The organism is Paenibacillus athensensis (assembly GCF_004514475.2).
Taxonomy (GTDB): domain Bacteria; phylum Bacillota; class Bacilli; order Paenibacillales; family NBRC-103111; genus Paenibacillus_AL; species Paenibacillus_AL athensensis.
Genome location: NZ_MYFO02000001.1, coordinates 607,149 through 631,562 on the forward strand (window position 1 = coordinate 607,149; position 24,414 = coordinate 631,562).

The following is a 24,414-nucleotide window of genomic DNA, read 5'->3' on the forward strand; positions in this document are numbered from 1 at the left end:
GAATATAAAAAAACCTTCCACGACCTGGGTCATGGAAGGTTCTTGCTTGAGTCTGCGTGAGGACCGGATCAACGGCCCGTATGTCCGAAGCCGCCGGAGCCGCGCACGGTATCGGACAGCTCCGCCACTTCGCGCAGCTCGGTTTGCGGCACAAGCTGGAAGACCATCTGGGCGATTCGCTCGCCGCGCTGAATCGTAAACGGCTCTTGCCCGTGATTGATCAGCAGCACTTTCACTTCGCCGCGGTAATCGGCGTCGATCGTGCCGGGTGAATTGAGCGTGGTGATGCCATGCTTGTAGGCCAGACCGCTGCGCGGGCGGATCTGCGCCTCCAGCTCGACCGGCATCGCCAGCGCGAAGCCCGTCGGAATGAGCTGGCGTTCGCCCGGCTGCAGGACGACCGGCTCGCCGACGGCGGCGTGCAGATCGTAGCCGCTGGCGGCAGCGGACATTTTTTGCGGCACAGGCACGTCTTCATGGCCCGACAGCTTGATGAATTCGACGATATAACTAACGGATGACAAGCTGATCCCTCCTGAACGATTTCAAGGCGTCGTCGGCGTTTCCGACCATCGCCAGCGCGAACGGCGAAGCAAACAGCTTGGCGGTCAATTCGCGAATATGCTCCATTTGCACGCTTTCAATGCGGGCAATCATTTCATCCAGCGTATAGTGCTTGCCGGTCATCAGCTCGTTTTTGCCAAGCCGGTTCATCCGGCTGCTGGTGCTTTCGAGGCTGAGAATCAGGCTGCCCTTGAGCTGCTCTTTACCTTTGGTCAGCTCGGCGTCGGTCATGCCCTTGTGGGCGATTTCGTGCAGCAGCTCCAGCGTCACCTTTAACACTTCATCGGTTTGCTTGGGCGCGGTACCCGTATAAATCGTAAACATGCCGCTATCAATATGCGAGGAATGATACGAATAAACGGAATAAGCCAGTCCTCTTTTTTCGCGAATTTCCTGAAAAAGCCGCGAGCTCATACCGCCGCCGATGGCATTGTTCAGCAACACCATCGAATACAGATTGTCGGCGTGCATCGATAGTCCCGGAAGCGACAAGCAAATGTGGTTTTGCTCGGTTTTCTTTTGATGGAAAATCAGTTCACCGAGAAAATCCGGCTCAACGTAGTCCGACTCCGCCCCGGCATTGGTGAACCCGCCGAAGTGAGACTCGATCAGCTCGCGAACGCCGTCCCCGATATTGCCGGCCAGCGAAATCACGATGTTGCCGGTGTTGTAAAATTGTTTCATATAATTGCGCAAATCGTCCGGCTGCATGCGCGTCAGATTATCCTCGGTGCCAAGGATCGTATAGCCGAGCGGGTGAGTGCCGTAGGCCGCTTTGGCTACCAGATCGTGGACCAGATCGTCCGGCGTATCTTCATACATCGAAATCTCTTCGAAAATGACGTTTTTCTCTTTCTCCAGCTCCTCTTCGTCGAACGTGGAGTTGAAAAACATATCGGCCAGTACGTCCATCGCCAAGGGCAGATGTTCGTCCAGGACTTTGGCGTAATAGCACGTGTACTCCTTCGAGGTAAAGGCGTTGACATTGCCGCCGATGCCGTCGAAAATTTCCGCAATATCCTTCGCCGAATGGCGTTCCGTGCCCTTGAACAGCATATGCTCGATGAAGTGGGAAATGCCGTTGTCTTGCGGCTGTTCATTCCGAGAACCCGTCTTGACCCAGATTCCGAAGGAAACGGAGCGGAAAGTCGGAATTTGCTCCAGGATTACGCGCAATCCGTTTGGTAAGCGATATATATTCATCAGGGTTCCTCCTCGAATGCTGCGCCCATTCACGCGGATGTCGTTGCATCTTTACCAGTCTAACAAAAATGCTCGGCTGACTCAACTTCCCGCCTTGGTCGGCTCTGTCACGCGGTTGGACGACAGCAGCTCGCTGACTGTTCCTAACTGCAGCCCTTTACTTTTGATCGCCTGAATCATGCTGGGCAGTGCCCGGCTTGACGATTCGGTCGGATGCATCAGGATGAGCGAGCCGGGTTCGACGTTTTTTGCAATGCGATCGATGATCCACGACGGCTGCGGTTTTTTCCAATCCACTGTGTCGAGCGTCCACAGCACGGTTTGCAGCTTCATGTCTGAAGCCACCTGCACCGTCATCTCATTGAAGTAGCCCGATGGCGGCGCAAACAGCGTGTTGGCGACTCCCAGCTTTTTCAGCAGCGTTTCGGTCTTGGTAATTTCTTCAATTGTCTTGCTGCGGCTGATCGTCCGCATATCCTTATGCGAATAAGCATGGTTGGAAAGCTCATGGCCTGCGCTGAGAATTTGCTTCGCGGCTTCCGCGTTTTTATTCAGCCACATTCCGTCGAGGAAAAAAGTGGCGTGCACGCCTTCCTTGCGCAGCGTCTCCAGAATCGATGGCAAATATTCGTTGCCCCAAGCGACGTTGATCATCAAGCTGGCCATCGGCTTGTGCGGATTGCCGCGATAAACGGGCACAGCGCCCAAATCCTTCAGCTGCACCTTGGGCTCGGTTTCTTTCATTACATAAGAAATGGCGCCAGGCAGCAAACGCTGCTGGGCCAGCCGAAACGTCTCATCGACGTCGACCTCCAGGCCGTTGTAGCCCGGAATCGCTTTCCACACCGGATCCAGCTTGGCGTCAATCGGCGCGATCCGACGTTTGGCGGCTTCCTCCCTGATGGTCTCCAGCAGCACGCTGTCTGCTTTTGTCAGCGCCACGGCTTCACCGGACGCGAATACGGGCATCGCCGCTTCGTCGTCATCCGGCCACACAGCCGCTGTGTAGGACGCACGTCCCGTCTGGACCGCTTCGATATACGTGCGAATGCCCGGCGTCGTCTGCAGCACAATCAACATCGCGGCCAGACTCCCGCCCAGCAGCGCCAATTTGCGTATTCTCATGCCCGTCCCCCCTCTTCACTGTTGTAAGCTTATGCGTGAGCGGACAAGACTAGAACAACCGGCAGCCAGGCGGCAAACAAAAAAGAGACAGACGAAATCTGACTCTTTCCTTGGTCTTGCTTATGAAGGAAGCGGGCGCTCCCGTATGGTTCTACGTTTGCGCCGGTACTTGTGAAACAAGCGTTGCTTTGCGCGACAGGTTGACGCGGCCTTGCTGGTCGATCTCCGTAACTTTGACCGTAATCTGGTCGCCGAGTGCCACGACATCTTCAACTTTGGCTACACGCTCAGTCGACAGCTGCGAGATGTGCACCAGACCCTCTTTACCTGGCAAAATTTCTACGAATGCGCCAAACTTCTCGATCCGCTTGACCGTGCCCAGGTACGTTTCGCCGACGATCACTTCGCGAACGATGCCTTCGATAATCGAGCGGGCTTTTTCGTTCATCTCTTGATTGGAGGAAGCGATGAAGACGCGGCCGTCCTGCTCGATATCGATTTTTACGCCGGTTTCTTCAATAATTTTGTTGATGATTTTGCCACCTGCGCCAATCACATCGCGGATTTTGTCCGGATTGATCTGCATCGTAATGATTTTAGGCGCATACGGCGACAGCGATGTTTTCGGCTCGGCAATGCGCGACAGCATTTTGTTCAAAATGAACATCCGGCCTTCCTTCGCTTGCGCGAGCGATTGCTCCAGAATACTGCGGCTGATACCGTCGATTTTGATATCCATTTGCAGCGCGGTTACGCCTTTGGCCGTGCCGGCTACCTTGAAGTCCATATCGCCGAGATGGTCTTCCATCCCTTGAATGTCGGACAAAATCGAGAAATGATCGCCGTCCTTGATCAAGCCCATCGCGATGCCCGCAACCGGCGCTTTGATCGGAACGCCTGCGTCCATCAGCGCCAACGTGCTTGCGCAAATGCTCGCCTGCGACGTCGAGCCGTTCGATTCCAGCACCTCGGATACGAGACGAATCGTGTACGGGAAATCGACCTCCGACGGAATGATCGCTTCCAGCGCACGTTCGCCCAACGCGCCATGACCAATTTCGCGGCGTCCCGGCGGACGGAGCGGTCTGGCTTCGCCGACGCTGAACGGCGGGAAGTTGTAATGATGCATGAAACGCTTGCTTTCCGTCAGATCAAGTCCGTCCAGAATTTGCACGTCGCCGAGCGCACCCAGCGTACAAATGCTCAGCGCCTGCGTTTGACCGCGCGTGAACAAGCCGGAGCCGTGCGTCCGCGGCAGCAGGTTGATGTCGCATTCGATCGGACGAATTTCTTCAAGCTTACGGCCGTCCGGTCTGACTTTGTCGTGCGTGATCAAGCGGCGCACTTCTTCCTTGACGATATCGTAAAGCGTTTCCTTGACATCGTCCATCAAATCCGGCGTTTCCGCGTATACGTTCGTGAAATGTTCGACCGCTTCGGCGTTGACGGCGTCAATCGCTTCCTGGCGAGCATGCTTTTCAGGAATTTTAATCGCTTCAACCAGCTTGTCCTGGGCCAAAGCGCGCACAGCCGCGCTAACTTCCGCGTCAACGGCATGCAGCTTGACTTCCATCTTCGGTTTGCCGGCTTCCGCAGTCAGCGCTTCGATTTGCGCGACGATTTTGCGGATTTCGTCATGTCCGAACATGATCGCTTCCAGCATGACTTCCTCCGGCACTTCATCCGCACCGGCTTCCACCATCATAATCGCGTCTTTCGTACCGGCTACGACGAGATGCAGATCGCTTTTCTCCGCCTGCTCGGTCGTCGGGTTAATGACGAGCTGCCCATCGACACGGCCCACAATCACGCCGCCGATCGGTCCGTTAAACGGCACGTCGGAAATGCTCAGCGCAGCGGACGTCCCGATCATGGCTGTAATCTCCGGCGAGCATTCCTGATCAACACTCATGACAATCGATACGATTTGTACGTCGTTACGGAATCCTTCCGGGAATAACGGACGAATCGGACGGTCGGTCAACCGGCTCGCCAGAATCGCTTTCTCGCTGGGACGGCCCTCGCGTTTAATAAAGCCGCCGGGAATTTTCCCTACGGAATACAATCTTTCTTCATAGTTCACAGTCAGCGGAAAGAAATCGAGATCCTTCGGCTCGCTGGAAGCCGTCACTGTACAGAGCACAACCGTATCGCCATAACGGGCGGTAACGGCTGCATTGGCTTGCTTGGCCAGACGTCCCGTTTCGAGCACGAACGGTCGGCCGCCAAGGTCGAATTGCACCTGTTTTTCCATGTTTCCCTCCTTAAAATGTTCGCTTGTTCATTGTATGTATCCAAATCTTGCCGGAAGCCCAATCGTTCTATAGTTCTGCGCCTTACCTAGTATTTCCTTCTTTTCGGGTTTTAAAAATACAAGAAAAGCAACCACGTTGCCGCTCTTCGCCGCCTTCTCTTGAAAGAGATCCGGCCAAGGAGCAACAGGTTGCTTCCCGGTGTCGCTGTTATCGGCGCAGGCCGAGCTTTTCGATCAGCGCGCTGTAACGTTTCACGTCTTTGTTCTTCAGGTACGTCAGCAGCTTACGGCGTTGTCCGACCATTTTGAGCAAACCGCGGCGCGAATGATGATCTTTCTTGTGCGTCCGCAAGTGGTTTGTCAGGTTGACAATGTTTTCCGTAAGGATAGCGACTTGCACCTCAGGGGACCCTGTATCGGTGTCGTGTACCTTGTGCGTTTGAATCAGTTGCGTTTTACGCTCTTGAGTCAATGCCATCCTCGTTCACCTCCTGTTCCATAAGAAAATATCCCCTATAGCCTCGAAAACGCCGGTGAATGCGTGAATCCAAGCCAAGGTTTGCGTCCGGCCACCGACAAGCGGCTCCCAGACACGCCTTTTAGTATAGCACATCCTGATGCAAAAAGAAAAGGAGCGATGAAAAATTTTCCGATCGCTTACAAAGCGGCCTTCGATGCCTCGGCGTCGCGGCGAATTTGCGCCACCAGCTCGTCGATGGAACCGAACTTACGCTCCTCGCGCAAATACGCGATCAGCTCCACCTTGACGGTTTCCCCGTAAATATCGCCGGCAAAATCAAACAGATGCGCCTCCAGCGTCCGCTTGAGCTCGCCGGTCTCAAACGTCGGCTTGACGCCGATGTTCATGACACCCTTGTACATCCGTCCTTGGACGTGCGCTTTAATCGCATAGACGCCGTTGGCCGGGACGACGGAGCAGGCAATCGGATCGAGATTGGCAGTCGGAAACCCGATCGTCCGGCCGCGCTGAAAGCCGCCGACGACTTTGCCCGATAAGCTGTACGGTCGGCCGAGGAGCCGACTGGCCGCCGGAACGTCGCCTTGCTGCAGGGCCTCTCGCACGGAGGTGCTGCTGACCTTCGCCCCGTCCATATAATAGGGACGTACAACCTCTACAGCAAACTTGCCGTGAGCCAGCTCGCACAGCGAGTCGGGATTACCTTTGCCCTGGTAGCCGAATGTAAAATCAAAGCCGACTACGACGCTTTCGACGCCAAGCGGCACCAGCACCTCATCCACGAACTGCTGCGGGCTTACATGCATCAGCGAATCGTCAAAGGTAACCACATACGTGCGGCTGATGCCAAGACTGCGGAACAGCTCCATTTTGCTTTCCAGCGGCGTCAGCAAATTGTCGTATTTGTCCTGCCCCATCACCGAACGCGGATGCGGATGGAACGTCATGATTGCAGCCGGAAGCCCCTGATGCCCTGCTGTCCGTAACGCACGGCCGATCACTTCCCGATGTCCGAGGTGAACCCCGTCAAAATCGCCGATTGCCAGCACCTGTTTATCCCCGCCAGCCGAAACTGCGCTCCAATCGACGGGATATGATAGCGGAATGATGTCCATAAAATGCAAGTGTCACCTACCCATTCAAAAAGCACCTGATCTTACAAAAAAACCTTGGCCGGAACGAGACGTTGCCCGTCGCTGTCCCATGTAAACAACCCGAGAAAACGCTCGTCCGCGTCGGCGTAAACGCGAACCAGCGTCGGTTCCGACGTGTCAGCATTCGCTGCCGGGGGCGTCTGGACGCCGATCGTTTTGCCCTGCAGAGCATGCTCGGCCTGGCGCGGCGCCAGACGAACAGCTGGCAGATGAGCAATCGCTTGATCCATCGGAATCAGGCTCGCTTGCAAGCTGCCGGCAGCGTGGCGCTCGGCGATTTGCTCCAGCGTCAGGCACTGCGGCTCGCGGATGCGTCCAGTCGCCGTGCGCACAAGCTGCTTCATCACCGCCGGATAACCAAGCGCCGAGCCGATATCCACGCAAAGGGTACGAATGTAGGTGCCCTTCGAGCACGTTACGCGAAATCGCACCTCGGGCTGCGGCAGCAAGACATCAATATCCAGCACCTCGATCTCGTGAATCGTCGCCTTTCGCGCTTTGCGCTCGATCTCGACGCCTTCGCGGGCCAGCTCATACAGCCGTTTGCCGTCAACCTTGACCGCCGAATACATCGGCGGCACCTGCTCGATTTCGCCGACAAACGCCGCCAGCGCCTCGCGTACCTGCGCCTCGGTCAGCCGCACGTCGCTGCAAGTCTGCACAACCTCGCCCGTCCAATCCTGCGTATCGGTTGCAACGCCAAACACCAGCAGCGCCTCATATTGCTTGGGCAGCTCCTGAATGTACTCGACCATCCGCGTTGCCCGGCCAATGCAAAGCGGCAGCACGCCGGTCACCTGCGGGTCGAGCGTGCCGGTGTGTCCGATCCGCTTGATGCCCAGAATGCGACGCGCCTTGGCGACGACATCGTGAGAGGTAAAGCCTGCCGGCTTCCATACCGGCAATACGCCTTCTAACGTCATGGCAGCAGCTTCCCTACTTCCTCGACCATTTTCGCTGCAGCTTCCTCCAGCGTACCGCTTAACGTACAGCCCGCAGCGCGAACGTGGCCGCCGCCGCCGAGCGAAAGCGCCAGCTGCGCGACGTCGACAAGTCCGGCCGAGCGCAAGCTGATCTTGATCACGCCGGGCGCTTTTTCCTTAAACAGCATGCCGACTTCGACGCCCTCAACATTCCTTGCATAATTGACAAGTCCGTCCAGGTCTTCGCCGGAAGCGCCAGTAGCCGTCAAATCGGCGAGACTGACCGACAACCAGGCTACGCGGCGATCGTGAGCATAGGCAAGCGTCGGCAGTGCCGATTGCAGCAGCGCCATTTGCGGATAGCTCAACCGCTCCAGCACCCGCTCGGCGATTTCGGCTCCGTTAACGCCAAGCGCCAGCAGCGAAGCCGCCAGCTGCATCACTTGCGGCGTCGTGTTGGAATAACGAAAACCGCCCGTATCGGTTAACAGGCCGTTGTAAATGCAAGTGCCGAATTCGAGCGTGGGCTCGATACCCAATTCCATAGCCAAATCGTATATAATTTGCACGGCCGCCGCAGCATCCGGCTTGACCAGCTGCAGCGTGCCGAAGCCGTCATTGGTAGCATGATGATCCAGATTAAGCACTTGGGCATCTGCCGTCAGCAGCGACTGCACCTGACCGATCCGCGAAAAATCGGAGCAATCGACGACAATCGCCTGTCCAAACAGCCGCGAAGGCGCAGCTGCACTGAAATCGACCACATCGGCACTGCCTGTCAAAAAGTCGAATTTGGCCGGCATAGGCCCTTCATTAATCATTGTGAAACTTTTCCCAAGCTGCTTCAGCAAAAGACCCATCCCATATGTAGAACCGGCCGCATCCCCATCCGGCTGGATGTGGGCTACGACCAGAAATTCATTGTGCTCTCTGATAAAGGCAGCAGCTGTTTCCAGCTGCTGCTTGTAGTCTGCTGCTTGTATCATTGACTTTGATTCCCTTCCGCATTGAGCTGATGCAGCAAGCTGTCGATGCGGCTGCCATAATCAATCGAAGCGTCAAACTTGAACTGCAGCTCGGGAATTTTGCGCAAGCGGATGCGCTTGCCAAGCTCCGAGCGGATGTAGCCGGTGCCGGAAGCGAGCGCCTTGAGCGTCGCTTCTTTCTGCTCGTCAGTGCCCATCACGCTGAGAAACACGCGGGCCAGCGACAAGTCATTCGTCACATCGACACCAGTCACGGTCAGAAATCCGATCCGCGGGTCCTTGAGCTCGGATTGAATGATCTGGCTCAATTCCTTTTTAATCTGCTCGCCTACACGTCCTACGCGAACTCTTGCCATGTGTGATCACCTCTCAACGGTTTCCATGATGAAGGCTTCGATAACGTCCCCTTCTTTAATATCATTATAACGCTCCAGAGATATACCACATTCGTAGCCTTGAGCCACTTCCTTGACGTCGTCCTTGAATCGTTTCAGGGAATCGACCTTGCCTTCGTGCACGACAATGCCGCCGCGAATCAGACGCGCTTCGGCGTTGCGGGAAATTTTACCGTTCACAATCATACAACCGGCGATGACGCCAGCGCCTGTAATCTTGAACACGTTACGCACTTCGGCGCGGCCAATGATGGTTTCCTTGAAAATCGGATCCAGCATGCCCTTCATCGCCTGCTCGATTTCCTCGATGACGTTGTAAATGATGCGGTGCAAGCGAATATCGACTTTCTCTTGATCGGCCGTCGCCATCGCAGCCGGCTCCGGACGAACGTTAAAGCCAATGATGATCGCGTTGGAAGCCGAGGCCAAAATAATATCGGATTCGGTAATAGCGCCGACACCGTTATGAATGATTTTGACGCGTGCGCCTTCGACTTCGATTTTTTCCAGCGAGCCTTTCAGCGCTTCAACGGAGCCCTGTACGTCGCCTTTGATGATGACGTTCAGATCTTTAATCTCGCCGTCTTTGATATGTTTATACAGATCGTCCAGCGTAACGCGCGCGTTAGCGCCCATTTCCGATTGACGGAGCGAGATTGCCCGCTTCTCGGCGATGTCTCTGGCTTTGCGCTCGTCTTCGTAAGCGAGGAACGGATCGCCTGCTTGCGGAACTTCGGTCAAGCCGGTAATTTCGACCGGTGTCGACGGTCCCGCTTCCTTGAGGCGTTTGCCTTTGTCGTTAACCATCGCTCTGACGCGACCAAAGCATACGCCGGCTACGAAGCTGTCGCCGACCTTCAACGTACCGTGCTGGATGAGAATGCGTGCTACCGGACCGCGGCCTTTATCAAGCTCGGCTTCGATAACCGTACCTCTCGCCCGTTTATTCGGATTCGCTTTGTACTCCTGAACCTCGGCTACGAGCAAAATCATTTCCAGCAGGTTTTCCAGACCGATGCGCTGCTTCGCGGAAATTTCGCAGAAAATCGTGTCGCCGCCCCACTCTTCTGGCACCAGCTCGTAAGTGGTCAACGCCTGCTTGATTTTGTCCGGTTCTGCGCCCGGCTTGTCGATTTTGTTCACAGCGACGATGATCGGACAGCCGGCCGCTTTGGCATGGCTGATCGCTTCCACCGTTTGCGGCATCACGCCGTCATCGGCTGCAACGACGATGATCGTAATGTCGGTGACCTGTGCGCCGCGGGCACGCATTGTTGTGAACGCTTCGTGGCCCGGCGTATCGAGGAACGTAATTTTCTTATGGTTGACTTCCACCTGATAAGCGCCGATATGCTGCGTGATACCGCCGGCTTCGCCTTCCGTAACGTTCGTATGGCGAATGGCGTCGAGCAGCGTTGTTTTACCGTGGTCGACGTGACCCATGATCGTTACAACCGGAGGACGCTCGAGCAGATCCGCTTCGTCATCGATTTCTTCCATCGTTTCAAAACGGTCTTCTTCGACTTTGATTTTGATTTCCACTTCGACGCCGAATTCGCTGGAGATCAGTTGGATCGAGTCGAGATCAAGCTCTTGGTTGATTGTAGCCATCACACCGAGGAACAACAGCTTTTTGATGACCTCGGAAGCGTCTTTATGCAAAAGCTTGGCAACTTCGCCTACCGTCATCGTGCCGCGCACGATAATTTTCTTTGGCGTGTTGTCGATTTTTTCTTTTTTGACCATCGGTTGCTGCTGATAGCGTCCACGGTTGTTGCCGCGATTGTTGCCGCCGCGATTGTTGCCGCCTGGCCCTCTGCCTGCGCCCGGTTTGTTATCGTCGAACCGCTTAGGCGTCGGTTTCGTTTTCTTGGTCGTTTTGACGCCAGCTTTCGCTGCCGCTTCGTCAATCTCCTGCGCCGAGGCGCCGACGTGGAATTGCGGCTTCACTTCCTGCACGACCGGACGTCCGCTTTGATGCGAGCTGCGGTGCTGCGAGGAACGGTTGTTGAAGTCGGAGCTGCGGTTCTGACCGCCGCCTGTACGACCGCCGCCGCCGCTTGGTGCCGATGCCGCCGGAGCTTGCCCCGAGCGCTGGCCGCCGCTACTGAAGTTGCCGCCGCTGCGATTTTGACCGCCGCCCTGGCCTTGACCCTGACCGGCCGGACGATTGCCGCCGCCCTGGCCTGGAGGGCGATTGCCGCCTTGGCCTTGGCCTTGACCTTGGCCGCCTTGCCGATACGGCGGACGCGAATCGCCGGAGCGCGGAGCGCCGCTGCGTTGATCATTCGAGCGCGGACCTTGACCGCCGCCCTGTCCCTGACCGGAGCGCTGGTCGCGCTGTTGAGCCGGCCGGCTTGCTACATATTGATCGTCGGAACGTCGAGTTCCGCCTTGTTGAGACCCTTGCCGCGGATTGCCGCCGCCTTGCTGCGAAGAGCGCGACGCCTGTCCCCCGCCTTGCTGGGATGCTGGTCGCGTTGCGGAACCGCCGGAAGCTTTCGCTTCGGATTGCTGCTGACCGCCTGTTGGTTTCTGATTCGTCGTAGATGAACTCACTTGTCCTCCGTCCGTAGCCGCGCGCTTGGCGGCTGCATTCGCTTTAATATCGCGAAAAAATTTTTCCACACTGCTTACCGCTTCATTCTCCATAACGCTCATGTGGTTGTTAACCGGGATGTTCAAACGCTTCAAAATGGTGATAATTTCCTTGCTGCTCATGTTCAACGACTTGGCATATTCGTAAACGCGAAGTTTATCTTTATCTTTATTGTCCTGATTATTCGTCAAACTTCTTCACCTCCGGAGGGTTTGCCTGGCGCAGCATCTGCGCGAAGCCTTTGTCCAGTACGCCAACGATGACTCGCAATTCTTTGCCGATACTGCTGCCCAATTCAGCCTTCGTGCCCGCTTCCATTAGCTCGACGCCGTAAAACGAGCACTTGTCCCGATACTTCTTGCGGGCGTTTTCGGAGGCGTCCGCAGCTAGAATGACCAGCTGGGCTTCGCCGGAGCGAATCGCCTTCAGCACGCCTTCGTCGCCGGTGACAAGCTTGCCCGCCCGCATCGCCAGTCCCAGATGGGACTTGAATTTATTGTCCATCCTCCGCCATCTCCTCTTTCGCAGAGATGAACTCGTCTTCGACCCGAATGAAATCCTGCTCAAGCTGATCGTAAATATCCGAGCTGACGGGACGGCCGAGGGCTCTGTCCAGCGCCTTGCTTTTCTTGGCCAGCTTAAAGCAGATGAGCTTGCCACACAGGTAAGCGCCGCGCCCGGATTTTTTCCCTTTCAGGTCGATCAGGATTTCATCCTCAGGCGTTCTGACAACGCGGATTAGCTCCCTCTTGGGCATCATCTCCTGACAAGCAACGCATTTGCGCAGAGGGATCTTCTTTTGCTTCATGTCCGCTCACCCCTTGTTCCCAGCTTGGATATCCTAGTCGATACTGACGGAGTCCTGATGCATCTCTTCGGAGTACGTTCTAGGTCTTCCGAATTCCTGCTCCGCTTGCGTTTCGCTTTTGATATCGATTTTCCAGCCGGTCAGCTTGGCGGCCAGACGAGCGTTCTGGCCCTTGATGCCAATCGCCAGCGACAGCTGGTAATCCGGTACGATAACGCGTGCCATCTTCTCATTTTCGTGTACCTGCACCTCCAGCACCTTCGAAGGGCTGAGCGCATTGGCAACATAGTCCTCGACGCTTTCCATCCAGCGGACGATATCGATCTTCTCGCCCCGCAGCTCGCTCACGATGGTCTGAACGCGCATGCCCTTAGGACCTACGCAAGAGCCTACCGGATCGACCTCGGCGTTACGGGAATGCACGGCGATCTTCGAGCGGAAGCCCGCTTCGCGCGCCACAGAACGAATTTCGACCACGCCGTCAAAAATTTCCGGCACTTCAAGCTCAAAAAGGCGCTTCAGGAGGCCGGGATGCGTACGCGACAAAATGATCTGTGGCCCCTTCGTCGTGTTCTCGACCTTCGTGATGTACGCCTTGACGCGGTCTCCCTGCTTGAACTTGTCGGTTGGCATCAGCTCGGTCAACGGCAGCACCGCTTCCACCTTGCCCAAGTCGACAAAAATATTGCGCTGATCCTGACGCTGCAAGATGCCGGTAACGATATCTTCTTCCTTATCGATAAAAGCATTGTAGATGAGTCCGCGCTCGGCTTCGCGAATCCGCTGTGTCACGACCTGCTTGGCCGTCTGTGCGGCGATCCGGCCGAAATCGCGCGGCGTCACTTCAATTTCGACGATATCGTCAAGCTGATAATTCTGATTCATTTCCCGCGCTGCGTGGAGCGAAATCTCCATCCGCGGATCAAGCACTTCCTCCACAACCGTCTTGCGCGCATATACCTTAATCAAACCCGTCTGGCGGTTAATATCGACGCGGACGTTTTGGGCCGTGTTGAAGTTGCGTTTGTAGCTGGAAATCATCGCCGCTTCGATCGCATCGATCAGCAATTCCTTGGAAATGCCCTTTTCACGCTCGATCTCCGACAGCGCTTCGATAAAATCCATGTTCATTTGAACCGAGTTCCCCCTTTCGATTGGTACGGCAATTAAAAAATGATGGCCAGTCTGGCGCTGGCAACTTTGGCAAGCGCAATCGTGCTCGATTTTTTACCTGCTTGCACGACAAGCTCCTGTCCGTCGAAAGAAACGAGCTGCCCCTCGAATTCCTTCGCGCCGTCAATCGACTCGTACGTCGTGATGAATACGTTGCTGCCCGTCGCTTTTTCGAAATCCTGCGGCTTTTTGAGCGGACGCTCCGCGCCCGGCGAGGATACCTCAAGGAAATAAGCTTCGGAAATCGGATCCTTCTCATCGAGCTGCACGCTCAAAAATTCGCTGATCCGGCCGCAATCGTCTATATCAATCCCGCCTTCTTTATCTGCATAAACGCGCAGGAACCAGTTGCTGCCTTCTTTCACATATTCGATATCCACGAGCTCAAACCCATTTTGCTCCATGAATTCATTCAGCATTTGCTCGACAATGGATTTGATGTGCGCTTGCGTAACCACGGTTTGTTCCGCCCTCCTAGTGAATGCTTCCGCCGATCGTATGGCCAAAAACCCCATATCAAAATGTAAAGAGTGGGTTTCCCCACTCTTAGTTCACAAGATGATATCCTCATTATTGCCAAAAAAATTATACCATATATCATGTCAGCTTTTCAACTGATAATTTCCTTGATTTCCATGCAAAATCGCGCTAAAACAGCGATAGCTGGTTGGATTCGGGCAAACCGCGGAAGCAGCCCATCGAAGCCAAAAGCTCGACAATCGTCTTCGACGCCTTGGAACGATTCTGGAAATCTTCAATAGAAAGGAAGTCTCCGGCTTCCTTGGCCGCAGCAATATTTTTCGCTGCACTTTCGCCGATGCCCTGCATCGCAGCAAACGGCGGAATGAGCGAGTCGCCTTCAATGAGAAAGCGCGTCGCATCGGAGCGGTACAAGTCGATCGGCTTGAAGCTGAAGCCGCGCGCCGTCATTTCCAGCGCCATTTCGAGAATCGAAATCATCGCTTTTTCCTTGGGCAGCGCCTGGAAGCCCTTCTCCTCAATCTCGATTAGCCGCTTGAGGATCGCGTCGTAGCCCTGACAAAGCAGCTCCAGATCGAAATCGGTCGCGCGCACGCTGAAATAAGTCGCATAATACGCAATCGGATGATAGACCTTGAAATAGGCGGTTCGTACGGCGGAAATAACGTAAGCGGCTGCATGCGCCTTCGGAAACATGTACTCGATCTTTTCGCAGGAATCGATGTACCAGGCCGGCACGTTGCAGCGCTTCATTTCTTCCTTCCACTCGTCCGTCAAGCCTTTGCCCTTCCGCACGCTTTCCGTGATCTTGAAGGCCAGGCCGGCATCCATGCCCGCTTTGTAGATCAGGTACAGCATGATGTCGTCGCGACAGCCGATCACGGTCTTGATGTTGCAGATGCCTTTTTTGATCAGTTCCTGCGCATTGCCCAGCCAGACGCCGGTTCCGTGCGAAAGACCGGAAATTTGCAGCAAGTCGGCAAAGGAGCTCGGCTGTGTTTCCTGCAGCATTTGACGGACGAATTTGGTGCCCATCTCCGGCACGCCGTAGGTAGCGACAGGCGAGCGAATTTTGTCGGGAGCGACGCCCAGCGCCGAAGTCGAGTGGAAAATGCTCATCACCTTGGGATCGTTCATCGGAATCGTCGTCGGATCAATCCCCGTCAAATCCTGCAGCATCCGCATCATCGTCGGATCGTCGTGTCCGAGAATATCAAGCTTGAGCAGGTTGGCGTCGAAAGCGTGATAATCGAAATGCGTCGTCTTCCAGTCTGCGCTCGTATCGTCGGCCGGATACTGCACCGGCGTAATGTCGTCTACTTCGATATAGTCGGGCACAACGACAATCCCGCCGGGATGCTGGCCGGTGCTTCGCTTGACGCCCGTGCAGCCTGCTGCCAAACGATTCACCTCGGCGCCGCGCCACTTGTGACCGTTTTCTTCCTCAAATTTCTTTACGAAGCCGAAGGCGGTTTTCTCAGCGACCGTACCGATCGTGCCGGCGCGAAATACGTTTTTCTCACCGAACAGCACCTTCGTGTAGTTATGCGCTACCGGCTGATATTCGCCGGAGAAATTCAAGTCGATATCGGGAACCTTATCGCCCTTGAAGCCAAGGAACGTCTCGAACGGAATGTCGTGACCGTCGCCCTTGAGCGGTCCGCCGCAGCGCGGGCATTCCTTGTTCGGCAAGTCGAAGCCGCTCGGTACGCTGCCGTCGGTAAACCACTCACTGAATTTGCAGGAATAGCAAATATAGTGCGGCGGAAGCGGATTGACCTCGGAAATACCAAGCATCATCGCCACGACCGATGAGCCGACCGAACCCCGCGAGCCGACGAGATAGCCGTCTTCATTCGATTTCTTGACCAGCCGTTCGGAGATCAAATAGTTGGCCGAGAAACCGTATTTGATAATCGGCACCAGCTCTTTTTCCAGCCGCGCCGTCACAACCTCCGGCAGCTCATCGCCATAGATCGATTTGGCCGTCTCGTAGCAGGTATTGCGAATTTCGTCGTCGGCCCCTTCAATGATCGGCGTAAACAGCTTGTCCGGGAACAACTGGATCGCCGCAAAGCGATCGGCCAGCTCGTTGGGATTGCGCACGACGACCTCGTGAGCCCGCTCGTCGCCAAGGAACTGAAATTCGGCCAGCATCTCCTTGGTCGTGCGGAAATGCGCGTCCGGCTTTTTCATATCCTTGAGCGGGCTAAAGCCGGTAATGCCGTGAATCGTAATGTCCCGGCACAGCTTGTCGCGCGGATGCAAGTAATGAGCGTTGCCCGTTGCGATGACCGGCTTGCCCAGCTTGTCGCCGATCTCGATAATCCGGCGTACGGCATTTTCCAGATCGGCACGGCTTGCGACCAAACCGCGGTCCACCAGGTGCAAGTTGTAGCTGACCGGCTGAATTTCCAGCACGTCATAGAAATGGGCGACCTGCTCGGCCTCCTCCAGCGATTTGTTGAGCACAGCTTCGTAAAACTCGCCGCGTTCGCAGCCGGAAGCAATTAGCAGCCCTGCGCGAAGCTCGACCAGCTTGCTTTTCGGAATGCAGGCGACGCGGTGGAAGTATTCGGTGTGCGAAAGCGAAATCAGCTTGAACAGATTCTTTTTGCCCACGTCGTCGAGCGCATAGATACAGCAGTGGAATGGCCGCTGATTGCTTAAATCCTTGCCCACATAATCGTTCAGTCGGGCCAGCGAGTGCATGTGACGGTCATACGCTTCATTAATCAGATGGAACAGCACATGTCCGAGCGCAATCGAGTCGTCAATCGCCCGGTGATGATTGTCGAGACTGACCTTGAACTTGTCGGACAACGTGTTCAGACGGTGATTTTTCATCGACGGGAACAACAGGCGCGCCAGCTCCAGCGTGTCGAGCACGGCATTGCCCAGCTCCGGCATGCCCAATTGCTTGAGATTCGCTTGGATAAAGCCCATATCGAAGCGGGCATTATGAGCGACGAGTACGGCGTCGCCGACGAATTCGATGAACTTGGGCAGCTGCTCGGCTAGCTCGGGAGCGTCTTTGACCATATCGTCATTAATATTGGTCAGCTGTTGGATATTATAAGGAATGCGTTCATGCGGATTAATAAAGGTGGAGAATCGGCCGATCTCCTTGCCCAGCTGCATTTTGACGCCCGCCAGCTCGATGATTTTGTTATTTGTCACCGACAACCCCGTTGTCTCGATATCAAAAACGACATATTCCGCAGCCTTCAAATCCAGATCGAGCGGATTCATCACAATCGGTACCGAATCGTTGACCACGTTGGCTTCCAGGCCATAGATGACCTTGATGCCGTGTTTTTTGGCGGCTTTGCCCGCTTCCGGGTAGCATTGAATATTGCTGTGGTCGGTAATCGCAATCGCTTTGTGTCCCCACTTCGCGGCCAGCTTGATGTATTGATCGACCGGCGGCAGTCCGTCCATCGTGCTCATCGCCGTATGCAAATGGAATTCGACCCGCTTCTCTTCGGCGTCGTCCATCCGCTCGCGCGGAGCAGCCACCTCGTTGATATCGTTAGGAATCATGACCAGTTCGGGAACCTGCATGAACCTGTCGTATTCCACCTTGCCGCGCGCCTTGATCCACGTGCCGTTATTGAGCAGGCCAAGCACCTTGACGTCTTCCTTCGACTTGCCAAACACCTTCACGGCAATCGAATCGGTGAAATCGGTCAGATTAAACGTAAACAGCGTGCTGCCGTTGCGCAATTCCTTCACATCGAGGCCGAAAACAGTGCCTTGCACCGTCACCTTTTTCTCTTCCTCCTGGATGTTTTGCAACGGTACGGCAGGCTCCTTGATTTCATAGCCCACCATCAGCCTCAGCTCCGCTTCCGGCAGCGCAGATGCTTCTTCCTCCTGCTCGATCGACATCATGATTTCCTGTGTAACGGTTTTCTCTTCCTGCTCGATCTTCTTGGCGAAGCTTTCGTAGGCCGCTTCCACCTCGCTGGATTCGCCTACGGCAAATTTGACCGACAACTCGGTTTTAAAATAAGTATGAAAAAAAGTGCGTACGAACTGGTCGATATTTTTCCGCTTCGCCAGCTCCAGCCCGATCTGATCGAGCATCACCAGCGTCAGCGTGTGGTCCTTCACTTCCGCTCGCGCCTTGGTCATCCAGCCGTTAACCGTAGCCGCTTCCCGCTGCAGCCATTCAATGAACAAGCTCCAATACTCGGTGACAAGCGCCTCCGGCGCCGCTTGCTCGTAATGCCACATAAAGCGGATTTTGGCGATATGCGCGAACTTTTCCTGAATCGTCCGGCACAGGTCGCGGTACACCGCAAGCGGCACCAGCGCGGGATTCACCAGATGGAACGTCCACTCGCGATTTTTCCGGCTGCACTCCACCCGTTCGATGTGCCCTTGCGCGAAATAGGTCTGCACGACATGGTCCGCAATGTCCGCTTGCTTCATCAGCAGCTCGAAGCGCTGTCGTTTGTCTGACAAACTGCTCATGCCCAACCTCCTTGCAAAAATACGAAGGGCAAAGGAGATGAAGCGTTCCGTTTGCCCTGAGTTTAGTATCTATTAATAGCTTCGGCCGTAAACAACCGTATGTTTGGCGGTTTCTCCGCACACGAAGCACGTCGGCTTCGTTTCGGACGGCGAGAACGGAATGTTCCGGCTGGTCGCCCCCGTCTCTTCCTTCACCTGCGCTTCGCAAGCGTCCGAGCCGCACCAGCCGGCCAGCGCAAAACCGCGCTTGCCTTCGAGGAACGTCTTGAACTCGTCCAGCGTATCGACAGCAGCCAGCCGCTCGTCGCGGAACTGCTTCGCTTTATCATACATCTGCTGATGAATCTCGGCAAGCATCTTTTGCACTTCTTGCACGAAATCGGCTTGCGCTACGCTTTTCTTTTCACCGCTGACCCGTGATACGAGCACGACCTGACCGTTCTCCATGTCGCGTGGTCCGAGCTCAACGCGAATCGGCACACCGCGCATTTCGTATTCGTTAAACTTCCAGCCCGGGCTTTGGTCCGTCCGGTCGTCCACTTTGGCGCGGACCCCTGCGGCCTTGAGCTGTGCAAACAGCTCGTCCACCCGTCCGACAACTTGCTCTCTCGTCTTGGGCGGTCCGATCGGGATCAATACGACCTGGGTAGGAGCCACCTTAGGCGGCAGCACCAGGCCGCGGTCGTCGCCGTGCACCATGATCAACGCGCCGATCAACCGCGTGCTCACTCCCCACGATGTCGTATGCGCAAACTGATGCTGGTTCTCCCGGTCGAGGAACTTGATATCGAAGGCCACGGCGAAGTTGGTGCCCAAATAATGCGACGTGCCGGCTTGCACGGCTTTGCCGTCCTTCATCATCGCTTCAATGGAATAGGTGTCGACTGCGCCAGCGAATTTCTCGGACGGCGTCTTCTGACCGACGATCACCGGAATCGCCAGGAAATTTTCGGCAAAATCGCGGTACACCTCCAGCATTTGCATCGTCTCGCGGCGCGCATCCGCTTCATCCTCATGCGCCGTATGGCCTTCCTGCCACAAGAATTCGCTCGTGCGCAGGAACGGCTGTGTTTTTTTCTCCCAGCGGACCACATTGGCCCATTGGTTGATCAGCAGCGGCAGATCGCGGTAGGAATTGATCCACTCGGCATACATATGCCCAATCATCGTTTCCGAGGTCGGACGAATCGCCAGACGCTCCTCCAGCTTCTCGCCGCCCGCCTCCGTGACCCAAGGCAGCTCCGGATTAAAGCCTTCGACGTGCTCTTTCTCCTTTTGGAAAAAGCTCTCCGGAATAAACAGCGGAAAATACGCGTTGCGATGGCCCGTCGCCTTGAAGCGGGCGTCCAGCTCGCGCTGGATGTTCTCCCAGATCTCATAGCCGTCCGGCTTGAACACGATGCAGCCCCGCACCGGCGAATAGCTCATCAGGTCCGCTTTCTTAATCGTATCAATATACCAACGGGAGAAATCCTCCCCTTGTGGGGTAATTTCTTTGACAAACTGCTTATCGTTCGACATGTGCGACCTCCTACATAAACTACCCTTTAATCAAGCGTAAAATATCGTTATACGTTACCGCGACCATCAGCACCATCAGCAAAGCAAAGCCGACAAAATGCACCATGCTTTCGCGATTCGGATCAATCGGCTTGCCGCGCAGCGCCTCAACGCCCATAAATAACAGACGGCTGCCGTCCAGCGCCGGAATCGGCAGCAGGTTGAAGATGCCGAGGTACAAGCTTAGCGTAGCCGCCCACGAGATCAGCGCATCCATGCCCATCTTCGCGAACTCGACCGAAACCTGTGCCGTACGCAACGGTCCGCCCAGATCGTCCAGCTTGAAATTGAGCGTAACCAGCTTCTGCAAGCCGCTGATAATGCCAATCGTCGTGCCGACGACTTGCTCGTAAGTGCCCTTGAACACCTCGGACAACGTAGCATTGCGCCGGTCTCCGGTAATGACAATGCCCAGCTTGCCGGCTCCCGACTCGTCCTCCGGCGTTACTTGAAGCGTCAGCGGACTGCCGCTCCGGTTAACCACCCAGGTCATCTCTTTGCCTGCGGACTGCTGAATCAGCGTGACCAGCTTGCTGCGGTCGTCGCCGATCAATTCATTATTAATGGAAATCACAATATCGCCCGGCTTCAGACCGGCTTTGTCTCCGGCCTTGTCGGCATTCACCTGATCCAGCTTGACGTTGGTCAAAACACCGGAAATAATCACCAGAATAAAAAACAGCGCAATCGCCAGCAGAAAATTCATCACCGGCCCCATCACAATCGCCAGGGAGCGCTGTCCGACCGATTTGCTGCCGAATTGCCGGTTATACGGCGCAATCTGCGTTTCATTGCCCTTGGCAACCATATGCGCCTGCGGATGCACGGCAAACGTCGCCCGCTCCCCGTCTACCTCCAGGCTCACCTGCAGTTTTTTTTCCAAATCGATCTGCTCGACCACGCCGACAATCGCCTGCGCCCGGCTGTCCAGCTGATCCAAATACAGATGGGTCACCTGCTCTTGCCGATTCAACTGTACCGCAATCGTCTGTCCGGGGTTGACCTGCACGATTTCCGGGTCCTCTCCGGCCATGCGCACGAAGCCGCCAATAGGCAACAGCCGCAGCGTATAGCGGGTCTCCCCTTTTTTATATGAAAACAGCTTGGGGCCGAAGCCAATGGCGAACTCCCTGACCAGAATGCCCGCCCGTTTGGCGAAATAAAAATGCCCCCACTCATGGATCGTCACCAGCACAAAAAACAACAATACCACTTTCAGTCCGATCTCAATTGCTGACAATGCGTACCTTCCTCCTTTGAGCTTTCGCAAGGAAATCTGCTTTTAGATTACCATTATTGAATGGCGGAATACAAGCTATCCCTCCATGCACAAGTATACGGCAAAGGAGACAGGTTTAGACGCTTACCGATAGGAAAAAGGAGCGGAAGCCGCATCGACCGGCCACGGCTCCCTTTACAGCTTCGAAACGGACAGTCCGGCGGCAACGCCGCGCGCCCAGGCGTCTGCGGCATGGATGTCCTCCAGCGCAGGCCGGGACACCATTTGATGGGCCGCCAGCGCCTCTTCGATGATGCGTTCAATTTGCAAAAATGCGATCTCGCCGCGTAAAAACCGTGCCACCGCCACCTCGTTCGCTGCATTGAATACGGTGGGCGCTGTGCCTCCCTGCCGACCGCAAGCATATGCCAGCCGCAGACAGGGAAACCGTTCGAAATCCATCGCGCGAAAATGCAGCCTGCCGATCGCCGCTAGATCAAGCGGCGCCGTCGGCGTCGACAAGCGCTGCGGATACGTCAGCGCATATTGAATCGGAATCCGCATATCGGGATTGCCGAGCTGCGCAATCACACTGTTGTCGGCGAACTCCACATACGAATGGATGACGCTTTCCGGGTGTATCAGCACCTCGATGCGGTCATACGGCAGTCCGAACAGCCAATGAGCTTCAATCACCTCAAGCCCTTTGTTGACCATCGTCGCCGAATCGATCGTAATTTTGGCCCCCATCGACCAATTCGGATGGGCCAGCGCCTGCTCGACGGTCACACCTTCCAGCTCGGCCCGGCTTTTGTCCCGAAACGAGCCGCCCGACGCTGTCAGCGTAATCCGGCTAATCTCGGCGCGATTTTCCCCATTCAGGCATTGAAAAATCGCCGAATGCTCGCTGTCGATCGGCAGCAAAGCAACGCCTTTGCGACGAGCCGCTTCCGTGACAATCGCGCCCGCGCTTACCAGCGTTTCCTTATTCGCCAAGCCAATGTGCTTGCCGGCTTCAATGGCAGCCAGCGTAGGGCGCAGCCCCTGACTGCCGACCAGCGCCGTGACGACGATCTGGGCTTCGGTGCCAGCGGCCGCTTCCAGCAGTCCTTCTTCGCCACACAGCACCTTGGTATCTGCGGACACCAGCGCAGCCAGCTCACGGGCCGCTTCCGCCGTCGCTACAACCGCCAGCTTGGGACGAAACTCGGCAATCTGCCGGGCCAGCAGCTCGACGTTATAACCTCCGGCCAACGCTTCAATCGTAAACTGCTCCGGATGATGACGCACGACATCGAGCGTTTGCGTGCCAATCGAGCCGGTCGAGCCAAGGATCGCGATGCGTTTGCTCATAACCTGTACCGTCCTTCAGCCAATATGTATATCTGATTACGAAAGCAAGCCAAATACATGTAAAAAAGGAAACACGATCAGCCAGCTGTCCACGCGATCCAGCACGCCGCCATGTCCCGGCAAAATTGCTCCGGTATCCTTGATCCCCTTCACCCGTTTGTAGGCCGACTGGATCAAATCGCCGATTTGCCCGACAATGCCAATCAACACGCCAAAACCAACCGCGCGACCAAACGTCAGCAGCTCCGGCTGGCTCCAAGCGAACACGCAGGCAGCGACTACGGAAATCACAATGCCGCCCAACGCGCCTTCGATGGATTTCTTGGGACTGATTTGCGGCCACAACGGATGTTTGCCAATCAGCGAGCCAACGAAATAAGCGCCGGAATCGGTCGCCCAAATGCAGACGAATACCAGCATTGTCCAAAACAAGCCGTGCTCCGGAAGCCTCGTCTCGATCATATAATGAAAACCAAAGCCCATATATACGATGCCCAGCAGCAGCACAGCCGCTTTATCGATCGTTACTGCATTTTTGGAAGCGACCGTGATGAACAGAAGCGCAAGCATGGCGATCCAAATCAGCGCCGCCGTATCCAGCTTCTCCAGCAGCGGAATTCCGAAGCTCGACCAGGGCACTGCCAGCAGCAGCGTGGCGACGAGCCCAATCGCAGCTGTAATCTTATGCGCGGAATACCCGTTCATACGCACGTATTCGCCGTAGCCGACGATGGCCAGCAGCACGATCAGCGCCGCATAGCTGTAGCCGCCCAATATCAATAAAGTTAAGAAAACAATTCCGGCAATCACTCCGGTGACGATCCGCTGCTTCACCCTGATTCCTCCTCGACTAGACGCCTCCGTACCTTCTGGCTCTGCGCTGGTATTCGGCAATCGCCTGATAAAACAATTCCTCGGTAAATTCCGGCCAATACGCCTCCGTAAACCACAGCTCGGAATACGCCAGCTGCCACAGCAAAAAATTGCTAATCCGCAGCTCGCCGCTCGTGCGAATCAATAAATCCGGGTCCGGTAAATCAGAGGTTAGCAGATACTGGGAAAACCTCTCTTCCGTAAGCTCCTGCGCCTGCAGCTTCCCGCTCTGCACATCCCGGATGATGTCTTGCACGCCGGAAAGCATTTCTTTGCGGCTGCCGTAATTCAACGCAAAATTGAGAATCAGACCGTCGTTCTCCTTCGTCCGCTCAATGGCATCTTCGATCGCATTCAGCGTGTAGTCCGGCAGCCCTTCGGACCAGCCAGTCATGCGTATGCGCACGTTGTTCGCGATCAGCTCATTAATCTCCAGCGGAAAAAATTCCTGCGGAAGCTTCATCAGGAATTCAACCTCTTCCTTGGGTCGCTTCCAGTTCTCCGTTGAGAATGCGTACATGGTCAGCGCCTTGATGCCCAGACCGTTGGCCGCCATTGTAATTTTCTTGACGTTTTTCATACCGGAATGGTGGCCGGCTACGCGCGGCAAGCCGCGTTGTCTGGCCCAGCGACCATTGCCGTCCATAATGATTGCCACATGCTCCGGCACGTTGTTCAAATCGATGCCGGACAGTCCGGAGCGAGTCGCTTCCTCTGAAGTGCCCCCGAGCCATTTCTTGAATGGTTTGAGCATGCTCGTTCCTCCATCTCCGTAAAAGATGAAAAGC

The 24,414-nt window shown here is 55.5% G+C and carries 20 protein-coding genes; all 20 read right to left on the reverse strand.

Features of this window, described 5'->3' with window-relative positions:
* Nucleotides 1-68 precede the first annotated feature (68 nt).
* Complete coding sequence (dut, locus tag B5M42_RS02775) at nucleotides 69-524, reverse strand: dUTP diphosphatase (RefSeq protein ID WP_167689498.1); 456 nt, start codon at nucleotides 522-524, stop codon at nucleotides 69-71.
* On the reverse strand, nucleotides 511-1,767 hold the full coding sequence (locus B5M42_RS02780) for a M16 family metallopeptidase (RefSeq protein ID WP_134748518.1): 1,257 nt from the start codon (nucleotides 1,765-1,767) through the stop codon (nucleotides 511-513). The genes dut and B5M42_RS02780 overlap by 14 nt, the downstream gene beginning before the upstream one ends.
* 81 nt (nucleotides 1,768-1,848) lie before the next feature.
* Nucleotides 1,849-2,892 (reverse strand): polysaccharide deacetylase family protein, encoded by a 1,044-nt coding sequence (locus tag B5M42_RS02785; protein ID WP_134748516.1) that lies wholly within the window; start codon nucleotides 2,890-2,892, stop codon nucleotides 1,849-1,851.
* Nucleotides 2,893-3,043: 151 nt separating this feature from the next.
* On the reverse strand, nucleotides 3,044-5,146 hold the full coding sequence (gene pnp / locus B5M42_RS02790) for a polyribonucleotide nucleotidyltransferase (RefSeq protein ID WP_134748514.1): 2,103 nt from the start codon (nucleotides 5,144-5,146) through the stop codon (nucleotides 3,044-3,046).
* A 208-nt stretch (nucleotides 5,147-5,354) separates the two neighbouring features.
* Entirely contained in the window at nucleotides 5,355-5,624 is a 270-nt protein-coding gene (gene rpsO, locus B5M42_RS02795; RefSeq protein WP_134748512.1) for a 30S ribosomal protein S15, read from the reverse strand.
* Between the two features lie 179 nt (nucleotides 5,625-5,803).
* Complete coding sequence (locus B5M42_RS02800; protein ID WP_134748510.1) at nucleotides 5,804-6,739, reverse strand: bifunctional riboflavin kinase/FAD synthetase; 936 nt, start codon at nucleotides 6,737-6,739, stop codon at nucleotides 5,804-5,806.
* A gap of 41 nt (nucleotides 6,740-6,780) precedes the next feature.
* Nucleotides 6,781-7,701, reverse strand: coding sequence for a tRNA pseudouridine(55) synthase TruB (truB, locus tag B5M42_RS02805; protein WP_134748508.1), 921 nt, complete (start codon nucleotides 7,699-7,701; stop codon nucleotides 6,781-6,783).
* Nucleotides 7,698-8,687, reverse strand: coding sequence for a DHH family phosphoesterase (locus B5M42_RS02810; RefSeq protein WP_134748506.1), 990 nt, complete (start codon nucleotides 8,685-8,687; stop codon nucleotides 7,698-7,700). Before B5M42_RS02810 ends, truB begins: the two co-directional genes overlap by 4 nt.
* Nucleotides 8,684-9,043, reverse strand: coding sequence for a 30S ribosome-binding factor RbfA (gene rbfA / locus B5M42_RS02815; RefSeq protein ID WP_134748504.1), 360 nt, complete (start codon nucleotides 9,041-9,043; stop codon nucleotides 8,684-8,686). The genes B5M42_RS02810 and rbfA overlap by 4 nt, the downstream gene beginning before the upstream one ends.
* Nucleotides 9,044-9,049: 6 nt before the next feature.
* Entirely contained in the window at nucleotides 9,050-11,872 is a 2,823-nt protein-coding gene (infB, locus tag B5M42_RS02820) for a translation initiation factor IF-2 (RefSeq protein WP_134748502.1), read from the reverse strand.
* Complete coding sequence (locus B5M42_RS02825; RefSeq protein ID WP_134748499.1) at nucleotides 11,862-12,185, reverse strand: L7Ae/L30e/S12e/Gadd45 family ribosomal protein; 324 nt, start codon at nucleotides 12,183-12,185, stop codon at nucleotides 11,862-11,864. The genes infB and B5M42_RS02825 overlap by 11 nt, the downstream gene beginning before the upstream one ends.
* Nucleotides 12,175-12,489 (reverse strand): RNase P modulator RnpM, encoded by a 315-nt coding sequence (rnpM, locus tag B5M42_RS02830; RefSeq protein WP_134748497.1) that lies wholly within the window; start codon nucleotides 12,487-12,489, stop codon nucleotides 12,175-12,177. Before rnpM ends, B5M42_RS02825 begins: the two co-directional genes overlap by 11 nt.
* Nucleotides 12,490-12,522: 33 nt before the next feature.
* A complete protein-coding gene (gene nusA / locus B5M42_RS02835) occupies nucleotides 12,523-13,620 on the reverse strand; it encodes a transcription termination factor NusA (protein ID WP_134748495.1) in 1,098 nt (365 codons plus the stop codon).
* A 35-nt stretch (nucleotides 13,621-13,655) separates the two neighbouring features.
* Nucleotides 13,656-14,120 carry a ribosome maturation factor RimP gene (gene rimP, locus B5M42_RS02840; protein ID WP_329959237.1) on the reverse strand — a complete coding sequence of 155 codons (465 nt, stop codon included), beginning with the start codon at nucleotides 14,118-14,120 and terminating at the stop codon, nucleotides 13,656-13,658.
* Between the two features lie 190 nt (nucleotides 14,121-14,310).
* Nucleotides 14,311-18,621, reverse strand: a complete 4,311-nt coding sequence (locus B5M42_RS02845; RefSeq protein WP_134748491.1) for a PolC-type DNA polymerase III — start codon at nucleotides 18,619-18,621, stop codon at nucleotides 14,311-14,313.
* 72 nt (nucleotides 18,622-18,693) lie between these two features.
* Complete coding sequence (gene proS / locus B5M42_RS02850) at nucleotides 18,694-20,142, reverse strand: proline--tRNA ligase (protein ID WP_134748489.1); 1,449 nt, start codon at nucleotides 20,140-20,142, stop codon at nucleotides 18,694-18,696.
* 19 nt (nucleotides 20,143-20,161) lie between these two features.
* Complete coding sequence (gene rseP / locus B5M42_RS02855) at nucleotides 20,162-21,421, reverse strand: RIP metalloprotease RseP (protein ID WP_134748487.1); 1,260 nt, start codon at nucleotides 21,419-21,421, stop codon at nucleotides 20,162-20,164.
* Nucleotides 21,422-21,595: 174 nt separating this feature from the next.
* The gene (locus B5M42_RS02860) at nucleotides 21,596-22,753 is read right to left on the reverse strand and encodes a 1-deoxy-D-xylulose-5-phosphate reductoisomerase (protein ID WP_134748485.1); all 1,158 of its coding nucleotides are present in this window, start codon (nucleotides 22,751-22,753) and stop codon (nucleotides 21,596-21,598) included.
* Between the two features lie 36 nt (nucleotides 22,754-22,789).
* Nucleotides 22,790-23,587, reverse strand: coding sequence for a phosphatidate cytidylyltransferase (locus tag B5M42_RS02865; RefSeq protein ID WP_134748483.1), 798 nt, complete (start codon nucleotides 23,585-23,587; stop codon nucleotides 22,790-22,792).
* A gap of 16 nt (nucleotides 23,588-23,603) precedes the next feature.
* The gene (locus tag B5M42_RS02870) at nucleotides 23,604-24,380 is read right to left on the reverse strand and encodes an isoprenyl transferase (RefSeq protein WP_134748481.1); all 777 of its coding nucleotides are present in this window, start codon (nucleotides 24,378-24,380) and stop codon (nucleotides 23,604-23,606) included.
* Nucleotides 24,381-24,414 lie beyond the last annotated feature (34 nt).

Coding starts and splice junctions, on each gene's coding strand:
- B5M42_RS02780 (WP_134748518.1), bottom strand. CDS start 1,767: ATGAATATATATCGCTTACCAAACGGATTGCGCGTAATCCTGGAGCAA.
- B5M42_RS02785 (WP_134748516.1), bottom strand. CDS start 2,892: ATGAGAATACGCAAATTGGCGCTGCTGGGCGGGAGTCTGGCCGCGATG.
- pnp (WP_134748514.1), bottom strand. CDS start 5,146: ATGGAAAAACAGGTGCAATTCGACCTTGGCGGCCGACCGTTCGTGCTC.
- rpsO (WP_134748512.1), bottom strand. CDS start 5,624: ATGGCATTGACTCAAGAGCGTAAAACGCAACTGATTCAAACGCACAAG.
- B5M42_RS02800 (WP_134748510.1), bottom strand. CDS start 6,739: ATGGACATCATTCCGCTATCATATCCCGTCGATTGGAGCGCAGTTTCG.
- truB (WP_134748508.1), bottom strand. CDS start 7,701: ATGACGTTAGAAGGCGTATTGCCGGTATGGAAGCCGGCAGGCTTTACC.
- B5M42_RS02810 (WP_134748506.1), bottom strand. CDS start 8,687: ATGATACAAGCAGCAGACTACAAGCAGCAGCTGGAAACAGCTGCTGCC.
- rbfA (WP_134748504.1), bottom strand. CDS start 9,043: ATGGCAAGAGTTCGCGTAGGACGTGTAGGCGAGCAGATTAAAAAGGAA.
- B5M42_RS02825 (WP_134748499.1), bottom strand. CDS start 12,185: ATGGACAATAAATTCAAGTCCCATCTGGGACTGGCGATGCGGGCGGGC.
- rnpM (WP_134748497.1), bottom strand. CDS start 12,489: ATGAAGCAAAAGAAGATCCCTCTGCGCAAATGCGTTGCTTGTCAGGAG.
- nusA (WP_134748495.1), bottom strand. CDS start 13,620: ATGAACATGGATTTTATCGAAGCGCTGTCGGAGATCGAGCGTGAAAAG.
- B5M42_RS02845 (WP_134748491.1), bottom strand. CDS start 18,621: ATGAGCAGTTTGTCAGACAAACGACAGCGCTTCGAGCTGCTGATGAAG.
- proS (WP_134748489.1), bottom strand. CDS start 20,142: ATGTCGAACGATAAGCAGTTTGTCAAAGAAATTACCCCACAAGGGGAG.
- B5M42_RS02860 (WP_134748485.1), bottom strand. CDS start 22,753: ATGAGCAAACGCATCGCGATCCTTGGCTCGACCGGCTCGATTGGCACG.
- B5M42_RS02870 (WP_134748481.1), bottom strand. CDS start 24,380: ATGCTCAAACCATTCAAGAAATGGCTCGGGGGCACTTCAGAGGAAGCG.